At 54.9% G+C, this 16,250-nt stretch carries 8 protein-coding genes; all 8 read left to right on the top strand.

Annotated elements, in window-relative coordinates; translation table 11 throughout:
* Positions 1–2 precede the first annotated feature (2 nt).
* The 8 genes from OS242_RS05810 to OS242_RS05775 all read left to right on the top strand — a co-directional run bounded on the left by OS242_RS05810 (position 3) and on the right by OS242_RS05775 (position 16,099).
* Positions 3–587: a DUF6470 family protein gene (locus OS242_RS05810; RefSeq protein WP_267150712.1), complete on the top strand. Its 585-nt coding sequence runs from the start codon at positions 3–5 to the stop codon at positions 585–587.
* A 62-nt stretch (positions 588–649) separates the two neighbouring features.
* Positions 650–1,078: a flagellar assembly protein FliW gene (gene fliW / locus OS242_RS05805; RefSeq protein ID WP_267150711.1), complete on the top strand. Its 429-nt coding sequence runs from the start codon at positions 650–652 to the stop codon at positions 1,076–1,078.
* Positions 1,078–1,311 (top strand): carbon storage regulator CsrA, encoded by a 234-nt coding sequence (csrA, locus tag OS242_RS05800; RefSeq protein WP_267150710.1) that lies wholly within the window; start codon positions 1,078–1,080, stop codon positions 1,309–1,311. The genes fliW and csrA overlap by 1 nt, the downstream gene beginning before the upstream one ends.
* Before the next feature lie 201 nt (positions 1,312–1,512).
* A complete protein-coding gene (locus OS242_RS05795; protein ID WP_267150709.1) occupies positions 1,513–2,349 on the top strand; it encodes a flagellin N-terminal helical domain-containing protein in 837 nt (278 codons plus the stop codon).
* An 86-nt stretch (positions 2,350–2,435) separates the two neighbouring features.
* Complete coding sequence (locus OS242_RS05790; RefSeq protein ID WP_267150708.1) at positions 2,436–4,334, top strand: glycosyltransferase; 1,899 nt, start codon at positions 2,436–2,438, stop codon at positions 4,332–4,334.
* A 168-nt stretch (positions 4,335–4,502) separates the two neighbouring features.
* A complete protein-coding gene (locus OS242_RS05785) occupies positions 4,503–10,223 on the top strand; it encodes an OmpL47-type beta-barrel domain-containing protein (protein WP_267150707.1) in 5,721 nt (1,906 codons plus the stop codon).
* 157 nt (positions 10,224–10,380) lie between these two features.
* Entirely contained in the window at positions 10,381–13,188 is a 2,808-nt protein-coding gene (locus OS242_RS05780; RefSeq protein ID WP_267150706.1) for an RCC1 domain-containing protein, read from the top strand.
* A gap of 154 nt (positions 13,189–13,342) precedes the next feature.
* Entirely contained in the window at positions 13,343–16,099 is a 2,757-nt protein-coding gene (locus OS242_RS05775; protein WP_267150705.1) for an RCC1 domain-containing protein, read from the top strand.
* Positions 16,100–16,250 lie beyond the last annotated feature (151 nt).

Below are 16,250 nucleotides of genomic sequence, written 5' to 3'. Positions count from 1 at the left end.
CCATGATACCGGGAACCACGCTCCGGCTGAACATCAGCCAACAGTTCGCCCGGCACGGCTTTGACATCCGCAAGGCGTCTGTCGAGATGCGTGCGCCCTTGCCCGAAGTGTCGCTGCGACAACCTGCGGCATCACACACAATCGACCAAGGCCCGGGTCAGTTGATCATCGACGGCGAAGAAGCGCGCGCCGCGCTGGGCATCAAGACCAACATCCGCCTCGTCACCGACATGGCGCAACAGGGCAAGCAGATCGCCTTGCAGGTCATCGGCGAGATCGCCGCGGAAGGCGACCAACTCGCGATGATCGAAAAAAAGATGTCGATTGGCCAAATCGCACACCAAAAATGGAACGCCGGACCGATGCCGATCGATGACACCGGGCCGTTCAGCTACGACCCTGTGCGCATCGACTATATTCCGCATGAGACTACCATCGAGTGGAACGTTCATCCCAACGCCGAAGTGGAGTTCACTCCTCAACCGTTCGAGTACCAGTACACGCCGGGTGGGGTCGACATGTATTTGTCGCAAAAGAACTGGCTGAACTTCGAAGTAAAAGGGCAACATCTGAATATCACTTTTTAATCAATCAGGGAGCGCGCACACCAGCACGCTCCCTCTTTGCAGAGAACGGAGGAAACACATTGTTGATCGAATCGATTCACCTCGGCGTCGTGGAGGTGCCGGAGGACCAGGTGTACACATTTGAGAGCGGGCTATACGGCTTGGAGGAGTATACGCGGTTTGCCTTGATCTGCCTGGACGACTCGCTGCCGTTTCGTTACTTGCAAGCGGTCGACGAGCCGGGGATCTGCATGCTCGTCGGCGACCCGTTCACGTTCCGCAGCGACTATGAGTTTGATCTGGCCGAGGGCGATGTGGCGTCGCTTGGGGAACCGCAAAGCGAACACCTCGCTGTCTGGGTCACCGTCTCCGCCAAAGACACGCTCCAAGACGCTACTATGAACCTGCTCGCTCCGGTCGTCCTCAATGTGCAGAAGCGCCTCGGCCGTCAAGTCGTCCTCCACAACAGCGGCTACCCGACCCGCGAGCCGCTGTTTAAGGAGGGCCGCTGATGCTCGTGCTCAAACGCAAGATCGGTGAGACGGTGATGATCGGCGACGACATTGAGGTCGTCGTGCTCGGCAAAGAAGGCGACACAGTCAAGATCGGCATCCGCGCCCCGCGCACGGTCCGCGTCTACCGGCAAGAGATCTACGAAGAGATTCGAGCGGAAAACCGCAGCGCGTTGCAAGCCCCTGCTCTCGACGTGTTGCGACAACTCTTCCAAAAGAAAAGTGAAGAATGACGAAATAACGAGAAAAATGACCGTGAGACACTGGAGGGCTGAGATAATCAGCTCTCTTTTCTATTATTCGCGAAAAACAGGCCCAAACTACCACTAAAAAAAACAGAGTTCGCTCCGATACTAGGAATGAGGCCAACGCCTCACAAAAACCAAGCGGCTCCGCACGGATGCGGAGCGTCACTTCCAAGGAGGAAACACACAATGCGTATCAACCACAACATTTCCGCAATGAACACCCACCGTCAACTGACCAGCAACACTCAAGCTGCTGGCAAAAACATGGAGAAACTGTCTTCCGGCTTCCGCATCAACCGTGCAGCGGACGATGCAGCTGGCCTGGCGATCTCCGAAAAAATGCGCAACCAGATCCGCGGCATGGAGCAAGCAAACCGCAACGCGCAAGACGGCATCTCCCTGATCCAAACTGCTGAAGGCGCGCTCAACGAAACTCACGCTATGCTGCAACGCATGGCTGAACTGACCACCCAAGCAGCGAACGAAACCCTCACCATCAATGACTCCTCGAAAATTGAAGCTGAGATCAACGAGTTGACCGCTCAGATCGAAGACATCGCAGTTGACACCAAATTCAACACCAAGAACCTGCTGGACGGTTCCATTCCGTCGCTGACTTTCCAAGTCGGTGCTAACCAAGGTGAAACCATCACCCTGACTCTGATTGATTCTCGTTCGACCACTCTTTTGCTGAACACCCTGACCGATCTGGGCACCTCCGCGCCCACGTCTCTGAACGCTGACGCATCTGCGAACCTGACGATCATCCAAGGCGCGATCGACACCGTTTCCAACACGCGTTCCAATCTGGGTGCTGTTCAAAACCGTCTCGAGCACACCATCAACAACCTCGGCACCACCACCGAGAACCTGCAAGCTGCGGAGTCCCGCATCCGCGACGTAGACATGGCGAAAGAGATGATGTCCTTCACCAAGAACAACATCCTCAACCAAGCTGCTCAAGCAATGCTGGCTCAAGCGAACCAACAACCGCAAGGCGTTCTGCAACTCCTGCGTGGCTAATAGCAGCTTAGCTGCATAGTGCGTTGAAAACCGAAACCCTACATCTAATGTAGGGTTTTATCTTTTATACAGCAAAGGGGCCAGTCATGAGAAAGCATACGATCTCGCTCTGTATGATCATCAAAAACGAAGAAAAGCAACTGGAAAATTGCCTGAACAGCGTCCGTGAAGCGGTTGATGAGATGATCGTCGTCGACACAGGTTCTACCGATGCTTCGGTCAAGATCGCCGAACGGATGGGAGCGAAAGTGTTACACTTCGATTGGATCGATGATTTTGCTGCTGCCCGCAACTTTTCGCTGCAACAGGCGACCTCCGACTACATTCTCGTGCTCGATGCTGACGAAACGCTTGATCGGGATGCAGACTTGACGAGGGTCGTCATGACCGAACAGGACATCGTCTATCTGCTGCGCATCCGCAATCTGTCGGGAGGGGCTGAGCGTTCCCATTATGCCCCTCGACTCTTTAAAAACGGAGCCGGTATCCACTACAGAGGGCGTATTCACGAACAACTGTTTTTGGGTGACGATCAAAATGTATATCAAGGTCATCAGACCGATCTCGTGATTCATCATGTCGGCTACGAAGAGGATATCTACCTGGAGAAGGACAAGCACACACGCAATTTCACTTTGTTGAAAAAAGCGGTGGAAGAGAACCGAACCGGTTATAACCTGTTTTCTCTTGCGTTGCAATACAGAGCGAATGGAGAGTACGAGCAGGCGTTTCGGACCTTCAGCGAATCGTTTGCATTAAGCCATGACAAAGAATACCTCGCTCCTTTGCTGTTCTACATGGGAGATTGCGCCCTGCAACTGGGATGGTATGCCGAAGGGATCGACATCGTCAGCAAAGCGGTGAACTCCTTCCCAGCCTACACCGACCTGCACTTTGTGCTGGGCCGACTGTATGAGGAAGCTGGGTATGAACAGGATGCGGAACTGGCCTATCGCCATTGTTTGGAGCTTGGCGAAGTCAAGACGCTGCAGCAGACGCTGACAGGCGTGGGCAGCTATCTCGCCCATTTCCGACTGGCGGAGTTGTGTAAGCGTCAAGGTCGCTTCGAGGAGGCGATGAAAGAGTCCGGGCAGGCGGTTTTGGAAAGCCGTTTCGTCCCGACCCTCTCCTTGTATCTCCAACTCTTGCGCGAGTCGGGAACGGACCTTTCTGAATCGGAGGCGCTGATGATGGAGGCGTTTCCTCTTCAGGATGAGCAGGATTTGAACGCGCTGCTCGGTGTGGCATACACCCGCAAACACCCGCTTCTCGACCGTCTAATCACTCGATTTGGCGTGTCTGTTTCAGTCAAAGACTTGGCTGTGTCCAAGCTCTATGCGGGTCAATACGCACAATCGCAGGATCTCTGGAATTCGGCAGAACTGATCACTAAAGAAAACGAAGCGGACCTGTTTGTCCTGGCGATCCTGACAGGGCAAACCGATCTCTTGCTGCGTTTCAAGCGTCAGATGAACTACAGCAAGCGGGAATGGGACGTCCTCCTGCGGGTCGCGACGGGGGCGGAACCGAGTGCCTTGGGAACTGGTATGCCGGCACTCGAAGCTTTGCTCTTGCAAACGGCGGAGCAATTGGTAGCCCTGCGCGAGTTCGAAGCGTTTGAACGGCTGGCAGATTGGGTGATCCAAGCTCCAGTCGCCCTTCAAGCTGAACTCGCCCGCATGCTGCAAGCCTACGGGTATGCACAGGTTGCGTTCGACATCCTGCTGCGCCTTTATCAACAGGGCACCGGGCAGCCGGATGTGCTGGCTCAGCTCGGCGACCTCTGCCTGCTCCATGGCAATGTGGAAGATGCACTGAAGCTCTACGCGCAACTTGTGCAGACGGCGCCTGTGATCGCACATTATGCGCGTTTCTGCCGCTTGTATGAACAAACTGGCGACCGAGCGGCGTTACAACGCCTCGCCAAAGAGTTGAAAGTTCGTTTCCCTCTCTCTCAGTGGGCCAAACAGCTAGGACAAGTGTGAAACTGATTCAATTACGTTTGAAAATACCTTTCAGTCTCTTCTGGCAATAACGCTTTTGTCAATTGACAGTTCCGCCCTCTGTAAATTATGATTAACTTGGTACTTTAGGCATTTCCTAGCCAAAAAAGTGCTACCTGTCTTTTTATAATAGAAAGGAGGAGAAAGAGTATGGTGAAAAGCAGCAAGCTTGTATCGCTGCTCTTGATGTTCCTCATGGTGTTGCAACTGGTCTCGCCGGCGTTTACAGCTCAGGCTGCGACGCCAGGTCCGACGAACTTGACCTACAAGTTCAACACACCGAGTGACATCTCGCTTTCTTGGACCGCGCTCACGGGTGCGACCGAGTACCGAGTGTATGAATTGACCAGCGGAACACCAGTCCAGTTGGCCAAAGCGAGCTCAAACGTGCGCAATTTGACCGGATTGACCCCGGGTCAGCACGTCTATGCAGTCTCCGCCATCATGTCGGGTGTTGAGACCGATCTCTCCAATCAGGTCGCGGTCGATGTCGTGTATCCGACCATGCAACCGCCGGCATCGCTCACGCACACAGTATCGAACGTAAATGATGTGACCTTGCGCTGGACGGCTTCTGCTAACGCGCAGTCCTACAACGTTTTTCAAGTTGTGGACGGCAAGATCAAGTTGCTCGGCAACACGGTCTCGATCACCTACTTCGTATCGAACGTTCCGCAGACTGCGACGTTCTATGTCACTTCGGTGAACTCGATGTATGGGGAATCCGCGCAGTCCGCTCCGTTGAATGTCTCCCTTTCATTCCCGGACATGCAACCGCCGACCGGTTTGACACACACCGTCTCCAACGGCAATGACGTCGTCCTGAAATGGAACAGCGCGACCTACGCGAATTCCTATAACATCTACAAGGTGGTGGACGGCAAGCGGCAGTTCTTCACGAACTACTCGAGTACGGCGCGCTCTATGCCGAACCACCCAGAAGGGACCTTCACCTACGAAGTCACCTCGGTTTCCGATCGCTTCGGGGAGTCGAAAACGTCTTCTACGCTGACGTTCACGCTGGTATACCCGACGATGCAACCTCCGGCAAACTTCAAGTCGAGCTTCTCAAACGGCAATGATTTGAACCTCTCCTGGAGCACGGCAACGAACGCGGTCAGCTACAACCTGTACCAGATCGAAAACGGTCAACGCAAACTGATCGCAAACGTGGTCTCGCCGAACCGTGCGATCACGAACATGCCGGAAGGCAACTTCAAGTTCGAGGTCACCTCCTACAACTCGCGCTTTGGCGAATCGCAGCCAAGCGTGCTGGATGTAGCGGTTGTCTACCCGAAGATGCAAGCGCCTGCAAACGGCAAGTATTTTGTCTCCAACGGGAACGACATGACCTTGCGCTGGGATGCGGCTTTGTATGCCAACTCCTACAACATTTACAAACTGGTCAACGGTCAGCGTGAGTTGGTCGTGAACACCACGGCGACCGTCAGAACGTTTGAAAACGTGCCGCAGGGTGACTTCAACTATGTTGTCACGTCTGTCTCCAGTCGCTTCGGCGAATCGGTTGAAGGCGCTGAGATCGCAACGAAAATCGTTCACCCTGTCATGTTGCCGCCAAAGACGTTCACCGCCACGATGCAAAATGGCAACGATGTCTTGCTGACCTGGGCTTCCTCGCTCTATGCGACTTCCTACAACATGTACCAGATCGTAGACGGGCAAAAGAAACTCCTCTTTAAATACAACGGCACCGGCCGCATCTTGCCAAAAATGCAGCACGGGACCTACACCTACGTGGTTCACTCTGTCAGCGACCGCTTCGGCGAATCGCTGGAAGGCACCACGGCCACGATCTTCGTTGATGTGCCGGAGATCAAAGCGCCTAGCGTCAAGCTCGACATGACCGGCCCGTTCTCGGCCAAGCTCACTTGGGGGACAATCGACTACGCGCAATCTTACAACATCTACCGCCTGCTCAACGGCGAGTCGCAGTTGATCGGCAGCACGACTGCCTTGACCTACAACCTCGTCGATCTGATCAAGACGGAAAACTACGAATTTGTAGTCACTGCGGCGCACGATTCGTATGGCGAGTCCAAGAACTCGAACATCGTGTCTCCGAAGTTTGACTTGATTCCGCCTGTCACGGAAGTGAGTGGCGGAATCAACAGTTGGTATAAAGGGGCTGCAGTCATTACACTGGCACCATATGACATTGGTGGCTCCGGTTTGGACAAGACCTTCTACTCGGTCGATGACCGAGCCTACGAGGAAGGCACCAGCATCTTTGTCAGCGGTGAAGGTGCCCATACTGTCAAGTTCTACACGATCGACAAAGCGGGCAACATCGAGACAGTAAAGACCGCTGAAGTCAAGATTGACCAGACCAAACCGACTGTTACCGACAATTATGCAGAGGGTATTACCAACCTCGTATTGACTGCAACCGATGACTTCTCCGGCATCAAGAATGTGTACTACGTCATCAACGGCGAAGAGTTCGGCGCAGGTACCGAGATTGCGATCACCCCGAACATGCGCACCCTGATGTACTTTGCGATGGACAACGCGGGCAATCGCACCGACGATGTCATCTTGAAGCTAAATCCGGATGAAACCGCTCCGGTGACCGTCTCTGACATCAGCGAAGAGTGGACGGCGCAAGACGTGAACGTCACGCTTACCGCAACCGATGATCTAAGCGGCGTCGCTTCGACGATCTACACCATCGGCCAGCAAAAGAACCAACAAGGTACCACTTTCACCGTAACTGATGAAGGTGAAACCAACGTCCGTTACTTCTCAACCGACAACGCGGGCAACACTGAACGACCGAACGTCAAGACGATCAAGATCGACAAGACCGCGCCTGTCACCAATGCCAATGTCACCGAAGGCTTCTGGTACAAAGGCGACCACCGCGTCGTGCTCTCCGTTCAGGAGGAGCATTCCGGCCTCAAAGCGCTCTACTACTCCCTCGACGGTGCAGCATACGTTGAAGGCAAGTCGTTCGGCGATCTGGCGGAAGGCGAGCATACTGTCACCTTCTATGCCGAGGACAACGTCGGTCACAAAGAAGCTCCGCAAACGATCACCTTCATGGTGGATACGCAAGCTCCAGTGACCGAACACACCGTCGTTCAAAGCGGCGCGACTCAAGTGATCAACCTGACTGCGACCGACAACTTGTCGGGCGTGGCGAAGACTTACTACTCGACGGACGGCGTCTCCTTCACCGAAGGCAACTCGCTGATCCTCGACGGCACGCAACCGTCTGCTGCTGTCACCTACTACTCGGTGGACGTCGCAGGCAATATGGAAGAGCCGAAAACGCACAAGATCATCTCCGACATCCTGCCGCCGGTCACGCTCTCCAACGTGCCGGAAAAATGGGTTAAAAATGATTTTGCAGTCGCTCTGACTGCAACGGACGACCTGTCCGGCGTTGCGAAGACCACTTATGCAGTGGATGAATCTGCTTTCCAAGAAGGCAACGAATTCATCGTTTCCGAAGAAGGCACGCACAAAGTCGAGTTCTTCTCGGTCGACAACGTCGGCAACGTCGAAGTAAAACAAGAGGCTGAACTGAAGCTCGACAAGACGGCTCCTGTCACCGTCTCCAACCTGACTGACGGTTTGGTCACGAAGGCGGCTACCGTTGAACTGAGTGCGACCGACAACCTGAGTGGTCTCAAAAAGACCACGTTCCTCGTCAACGGCGAACAAGTGAATGGCACCTCTTTCGAGATCAACGCAGTCGGCAAGTACACCGTTGAATACTGGTCTGAGGACCAAGCGGGCAACATCGAAGACAAGCACGTGATCAACGTACTGATCGACAACTCGGCGCCGACCACCGTCTCCAATGTCCAAGACGTTTGGAGCAAAACGGACGTATTCGGCACCTTGACTGCAACAGACGACCTTTCCGGCGTGGATAAGACGTTCTATTCAATCGGCGGCACTGACTTCCAAGATGGGACCGAGTTCTCCTTCACCGAAGAAGGCCGGCACAAAGTGTCGTTCTACTCCGTAGACAAAGCGGGCAACGTCGAAGCGGTACAAACGCAAGACGTGCTCATCGACAAGACCGCTCCGGTGACGACGTCCGATCTGAAAGACGGCTACGTCAACCCGAACACGGTCTACACCTTGGCTGCCACTGACAATCTGTCCGGCGTCAAAAAGACTTTCTTCACGGTCAACGGCGAAGCGGGCGAGGGCGACACCCTGCAAATCGGGGGCGCTGGTGAGTATGTCATCGAGTATTACAGCGTGGACAACGCAGGCAACGTGGAAAAACCGCACAAGTTCACCCTGTATGTTGACAACAAGCCGCCGGTCACCGTCTCGGATGCATCCGCAGACTGGACCAACCAAGACATCACCGTCACTCTGACCGCTACTGACGATCAGAGCGGCGTAGACAAGACCTACTACGCGGTCGACGGCGGTGAGTTTGTAGAAGGCACTACCATCGCGATCACCGAGCCGGGCATCCACAACATCATCTTCTACTCCGTGGACAAAGCGGGCAACGTGGAAGCGAAACAAACGGCAGAAGTCAAACTGGACAAGCAAGCTCCGGTGACGACCGCTGACGCACCGCAAGGCTGGGTCAACCAAGACGTTGCAGTCACTCTGACCGCAACCGATGACCTGAGCGGCGTGAAGAAAACCTACTACTCGGTTAACGGCGCCGAATTCGTTGCTGGCACCGACATCTCGATCCATGAGTCCGGCCTCCACAAAGTGACCTACTACTCGGTGGACAACGCAGGCAACGTGGAAGAGAAGAAAACCATTGAAGTCCTGATCGACGAACAAGCTCCGGTCACGGCTGCCGATGCACCGCAAGGCTGGCAAAACGCTGACGTCACCGTCACCCTGACGGCGACCGACGACCTGAGCGGCGTTGATAAAACGTTCTACTCGGTTGACGGCGGCGAGTTTGTCGAAGGCACCACCGTTTCGATCACCGAGCCGGGCACCCACAAAGTGACCTTCTACTCGGTGGATAAAGCAGGCAACATCGAAGCGAAAAAGACGATTGAAGTGCCGATCGACGAACTCCCGCCGGTCACCACCTCCGACATCCAAGACATCTGGACCAACCAAGATGTTCCGGTCACCCTCACCGCAACGGACGACCTGAGCGGTGTGAAGACCACCTACTACAGCGTTGACGGCGCAGCGGAGCAAGAAGGCACCTCCTTCACTGTAACGGGCGAAGGCATCCACACCGTGACCTTCTACTCGGTCGACAACGCAGGCAACATCGAGCAAGCGAACACGGCGGAGGTCAAGATCGACAAGACTGCACCGACCGTCACCCTCGCTCCGCTCAAGTCCGAGTACGTGATGGGCGACAAACTCACCCTCTCCTACACGGCAACCGACAACCTCTCCGGCATCGCATCCTCTGTGATGACGATCAACGGCAAAGAGGTGGCAAACGGCACGACGCTCACCCTGCAACCGGGTGAATACACTGTCCAAGTCACCGCGACCGACAACGCAGGCAACAAGACGACGACCACTGTACAACAGAAATTCGTCGTCGCGATCCTCGCTGAGATGGAAGTCACGCCGATGGTGATCAACCCGAACCCGGGCATCTTCACCGTCCGCCTGACCATGCCGAAGGGTTACAAGTACAACTTTGACATTCCGACCGTTTCCGTAAACGGCGCGAAAGTGCGCGGCAACGGCAACCCGGAAGGTCAAGCGGCAAGCGGGATGTTCAAGTTCGAACGCATGGACGTTGAGAAATGGATCATGCCGGAGACGACGCTCGTCTTCCGCGGCTACACCAAGGATGGCTATCTCGTCATCGCCAAGAAAACCGTCAAAGTCAACGACGCTGACGGTGGCAAAGGCAACACCAAAGGCAACGGCAAAGGCAAATAAGCAGGGCAAAAAGAGACTTTGGGACTTCCCAAAGTCTCTTTTTTTATAATAATGAGCGAAAATATCTATTGTATGGAACTGACAAAAATGATATTATGTGCCTGTGAATTATGATTCATTAAATCATTAACTTAATTGAGATTAGGGAGGAAATGGTTTGAAACGTTTACTGAAACGAATCTCCAGCCTGTTGCTCGTGCCTTTGCTGGTCGCAGGCGGAATCACTGCGCCGACCGCGCCGTCCGCGCAGGCAGCCACCACGCAGGACTGGGGCCTCGTCACCGACATCGACGCCGGAGAGCAGTTTTCCTTGGTCAAAATGAAAGACGGCACGATGAGCAGCTTCGGGTACAATCACTACGGACAACTTGGTAACGGCAACAGTTCCGACTACGACACGTTGCCCGCACCGGTGGTCAACCTGTCCGAGCCTGTAAAGATCAGCGCAGGCAACTCTCACTCTCTGGCCGTCATGCCAGACGGCACGGTCTGGGGCTTTGGATCGAATCACGACAAGCAGTTGGTGAATGCTGCCGGTTTCCAAAAGACGCCGGTCCAACTGCCTGGTCTCCAAGACATCGCGGACGTCTCCGCTGGCGGAAAGCATTCCCTCGCCCTCGACAAATTGGGCCGGGTATTCGCTTGGGGTAATAATGAAAACGGGCAGCTCGGGGATGGGACTACGGTCAGCAAAGCAACCCCCACACAAGTCACTGGATTGCCGCCGATCATCTCGATCGTCGCGAGTCTGTGGAGTTCTTTCGCTCTTGATGCGGACGGGAATCTGTACGCATGGGGTTATAACAGCTACTCGCTGGGTGACGGAACATTGACGAAGCGTCTGTCTCCGGTGCCGATCAATCTGCCGCCGGTGGCTCAGATCAGCAACGCCACCTCCCACACTCTCGCTTTGCTCAAAGACGGGCGCGTGTTCGGCTGGGGCAACAACACCTACAAACAACTGCTCCCAGTTGCCGACATCAGCATCAAGACCCCTACTGAGATTCCTCTGCAAAATGTCAAGGCGGTAGAAGCCGGGTGGAACTCCTCCGCTGTGCTGTTCCAAGACGGCACAGTCTCCACATGGGGCGACAATCAGTTTGGACAAGCAGGTCAGGGCGGTTCGACCACCGAACCGATCACAGTGCCGACCCAAGTGCCGGGTCTGGACAGCGTGATTAAACTTTCGGCTGGCCAGAACTTCATGATGGCTCTCAAGTCGGACGGCACAACGCGCGGTTGGGGTAAAAACGAGTACGCGCAGACCGGCGCGACCCGTTATGCTCCGAAAGGCGTTCCGAGCCAAGCGTACTTTATGAAAGTGTCCGGAGCCGCCGTGAGCTCTTCGGAGGTCGATCTCTTCTATCAGGGCAGCGACCCGGAGGTTGTGGCTCGTTACACAGTCAAATCCGGTGTGAACCCTCTGTATAACGGCCTGAACTCGCCGTACCGGGTCGCAGGACTGGCCTCGGGGCAGACCTACACCTATGAGGTTTACATGTACGCTGCAGGCTCGGCATACGAGATTGGCAGACGCACCATCACCGTCACGACCCTGATTCCGAAAAAACTGACGGCGGGCGAATACCACACCGTCTACTTGAAAGGTGACCGTAGCATTTCCACCTTCGGCTTCAATGGATACGGTCAACTCGGCGATAAACTCACCTCTGACCGCTATTGGCCGTACAACTTCATCGGGTTAAGCAGCACGGGCGCGGTGGACATCGCAGCGGGCTACGGCTTCACCTTGGCGAAAAAACCGGACGGCACGCTCTGGGCTTGGGGGCAAAACCACCTCGGTCAGCTCGGCAATGGCACGACGACCGACTCACTGACTCCGGTGCAGATCAACTTGACCAACATCAACAAGATCGCATCCAAATACCATCACGTTCTGACCGTGCAAAACAACGGCACCGTCTACGGCTGGGGCCGCAACAACTTCGGCGAACTGGGTCTTGGCAATTTCACCAACCAAAGCACGCCGCAACTGATTCCGAACTTGACCAACGTCTCGGACGTGAAGATGGGCTTCGGCCACTCCCTGATCCTCAAAACGGACGGCACCGTCTGGGCGATGGGCCGAAACGACCAAGGCCAACTCGGCAACGGAACGACGAAAGGCTCTACTGTAGCAGTTCAAGTACCGGGTCTGACCGGTGTCAAAGCAATCGCTGCCGGTTCTCTGCACAACCTCGCGCTGAAAACGGACGGCACCGTCTGGGCATGGGGCTACAACAAAAACGGCCAGCTCGGCAACGGACTGGCAGGCACCAACGAACTGACTCCGAAAAAAATCACCACTCTGACTGGTGTGAAAGAAATCGCAGCAGGCTACGGCCATTCGCTGGCCTTGAAAACAGACGGCACCGTCTGGGGCTTCGGCTACAACTACAACGGTCAACTTGGCGACGGCACTCGTTTCAACAGTGCGGTGCCGGTACAGGTCCAAGGCATCACCAATGCCAGCAAACTGATCTCCGGCGGCATCAACGGCTACGTGGAACTGTCCGACGGCTCGTACCGCGTCTGGGGCGGCAACTCCTACGGTGCATACGGCGACGGCACGAACAACTACTCCACCACTCCGGTGAAAATGTTTAGCAATGCGGGCCTTGCCATCTACGCGATTACCGATCTCCCGAATTCGATGTACCTCGCATGGAAAACGGTCCCGGCGGCAGGCATGACTTCGCCGACTGCGAGCTACAAAGTTTACCGGGATAACACCTTGATCTATCAAGGCACCAACTTGAACATGACCGACACTGGTCTGACCGCTTTTACCCCGTACACCTACAAAGTGGAAGCGCTCGATGCGGCAGGCAGCGTGATCGAAACCAAAACGGTGGTCAGCGCCACCGCACAGCAGCTGAGCATGACCGACGGCATGGACGGCATGGAGAACGACTACTTCACTGAAGAATTCTACCCGCTCAATGTCACCGGGCTGGAATATTAACACACGGAAAGAGCAGGGAATCACTACGCAGTCATCGGCCGGTTTCGTTCTGAAAGAAAGCGACATCTCGCTCCGTTGGATCTCATAGGGCAAATGATATTGCTACGGTTAAACAATACATTCAATGGAGGTAAAGACCTGTAAGAAAAAACTCATGACATGGATCTCCCGTGCAATGCTCCTCCCGCTCGTCGCAGCAGGAGCCATCAGTGCACAGGATGTGCAACCTGCACAAGCGGCCCTCCCAGCCGATCTGACTGCCGTGCAGATCGGAGCCGGGAGCAACCACTCTTTGACCGTGATGGCAGACGGTACAGTCTGGGGGTTTGGGCGTGCGGATGCGTTCGGCTCCGGACTGTCTGGCGGTGTCTTCCCGACACCGACGCAAGGCATCTCTGATGTCAAAGCTGTCAGCGGCGGCGAATACAATACCGTCTACCTGAAACAGGACAAGACGGTATGGTTCTCCGGAACCTCTTATCTTGATGGAACGGTGATCAAATATCCGGCTCCTGTATCAGGGCTCAGCAACATAGAAACAGTCGCGGCTGGCGACCAGCACGCATTGGCATTGGATGCCAACGGCGATGTTTGGGCTTGGGGCAGCAACACGAGGGGTCAACTCGGTGACGGAACTGTCACCTCTGCTTCGACGCCCAAAAAAGTGGCAGGACTCGGACGAATCATCTTCATCGCAGCAGGGGTCAAAACATCCTTTGCGATCGACGAGAACAATAACCTGTACGGTTGGGGTAGCAACGACGGATATCAACTGGGTGTGGCCGGCACGGTAAATACCAAGATTCCCAGCGTTATCATGACCAATATCAAAGGAGTCAGCACGCATAATGGTCATACCCTCGCGGTCACGAAGGAAGGAGACGTGTGGGGCTTTGGCTCGAATTCCGAAGGGCAACTAGGCCCAGTAAACAAAGGTGGCACTTATTCGAAGCCGACATCGCTGAACATTTCCGGAGCTGAGGCGGTAGAAGTCGGGAACGCGTTCTCGCTCATCTTGAAAAGCGATCACACAGTCCTCTCGATGGGGAGTAATGGGTATGGGCAGTTGGGCAGTGGCACTCTGGTTAATCAAGACCCCATACCCACTCAAATCCCTGATCTGGTGAACGTCGAGCAGATCCAAGCGGGTGCCAGACATGCAGTAGCGCGGCTGTCAGACGGCACCGTCTGGGCGTGGGGTTACAATGACACGTTCCAAGCAGGGGTGGAGAAATCATACAAACTTAGTGTAAAGACTCCGCAAAAGGCGCATTTCTTGAAGGCGTCTGCGATCTCGAACAGTCAGACAACGATCAATATCAACTATGAGCCGAGCGATCCTTCTGTCGTCGGAAGCTATCTGGTAGTAGATGGAGCGAGAGAGGTTTGTACCGGCCTGATGACGCATTGTCAGGATAACGGACTGTACCCTGACACTCTCTACACGCACAACGTCCGGATGTATGACAAAGGCGGCATCCAGATCGGCAAACGCACGCTGATGACCCGCACGCTCCGCTACGCCAAACTGGCTGCGGGCGAGTACCATACCGTAAACGTGACGACTAACCGCAAATTGTCCAACTTTGGCTTTAACCAGTATGGTCAGGTCGGCGACGGCACGCTCAATGATCGCTACTCGCCATTTACGATGACGGCGATCTCTGACGCAGTCGATGTCGCGGCTGGCTACGGTTTCACTGTCGCGAAAAAAGGCGACGGCACGCTCTGGGCGTGGGGCCGCAATGAATGGGGCCAACTCGGCAACGGCACGACCGCCAATTCGCTCACCCCGGTCCAGGTCAATCTGACCGGCTCTGTGCAAAAAATGGCCTCCAAATATGAGCACGTCCTCGCGATCATGAGCGATGGCACCGTATACGGCTGGGGCCGCAACAACTTCGGCGAATTGGGGCTGGGACATTTCACTTCACAATCCGTTCCGGTCAAGATACCGGGGCTGAGCAGCGTCTCCGATGTTAAAATGGGCTTCGGCCACTTCTTGATTCTGAAAACGGACGGCACCGTCTGGGCGATGGGACGCAACGATCAAGGGCAGCTCGGCAACGGCACCACCAAGGGTTCGACCACACCGATCCAAGTGCAGGGACTGACCAACGTCAAAGCGATCGCAGCCGGATCTCTGCACAACCTCGCGCTAAAAACAGACGGCACCGTCTGGGCATGGGGCTACAACCAAAACGGACAACTCGGCAATGGAGCCATGAAAGTCAACGAACTCACCCCGAAGAAAGTCACCACTCTGACCGGTGTCAAGGAGATAGCAGCAGGCTATGGTCACTCTCTGGCGCTGAAGACAGACGGTACTGTCTGGGGCTTTGGCTACAACCATAACGGTCAACTGGGTGACGGGACTCGTAACAACACAGACATTCCGGTTCAGACGTTGGGCATTGCGACAGGCAGCAAGCTCGTGGCCGGCGGGATCAACGGCTACGCAGAACTCGCTGACGGAACCTACCGTGTTTGGGGCGGCAATTCCTACGGCGCTTACGGCGACGGCACCAACAACTACTCCACCACCGCGGTGAAGATGTACCAACCGACTGGACTTGCGGTCTACGCAGACACGACGACCACCGATTCGATGTATATCGCGTGGAAGACCGCTCCGGCCACGACCGGCACGGTGTACAAGTTGTACCGCAACGGTGCTCTGCTGTACCAAGGATCCAACCTCAACTTTACCGATACCGGCTTGTCTGCGTACACGCCATACACCTACAAAGTGGAAGCCTACCAATCGACCGGTACTTTGATCGAGACCAAGACTGTGGTCAGCGCCACCGTCAAACAGCCTAGCCTGGCAGACGATATGATGGAGGAAGAAGGCAGCGACTACTTTAAGGAAGAGTACTACCCGCTCAACGCCTCAGGGCTTGAATACTAAACAAGAAAAAGAGCAGGAATTTTCCTGCTCTTTTTCTTTTCTAGGCAAAATCAGAGAGTATCGAGCGTAATAGCGAGTAAATGATCGTTTCTGCAACATAATCTCTGATTTTGGTCCTGCAAAGAAAGAAAGCATTTGACGACACATATCG

Origin of the sequence: Tumebacillus lacus (genome assembly GCF_026410385.1) — a bacterium.
Classification (GTDB): domain Bacteria; phylum Bacillota; class Bacilli; order Tumebacillales; family Tumebacillaceae; genus Tumebacillus; species Tumebacillus lacus.
The sequence above is the reverse complement of the archived record's forward strand: the minus strand, read 5'-3'. Positions and strand labels throughout refer to the sequence as shown.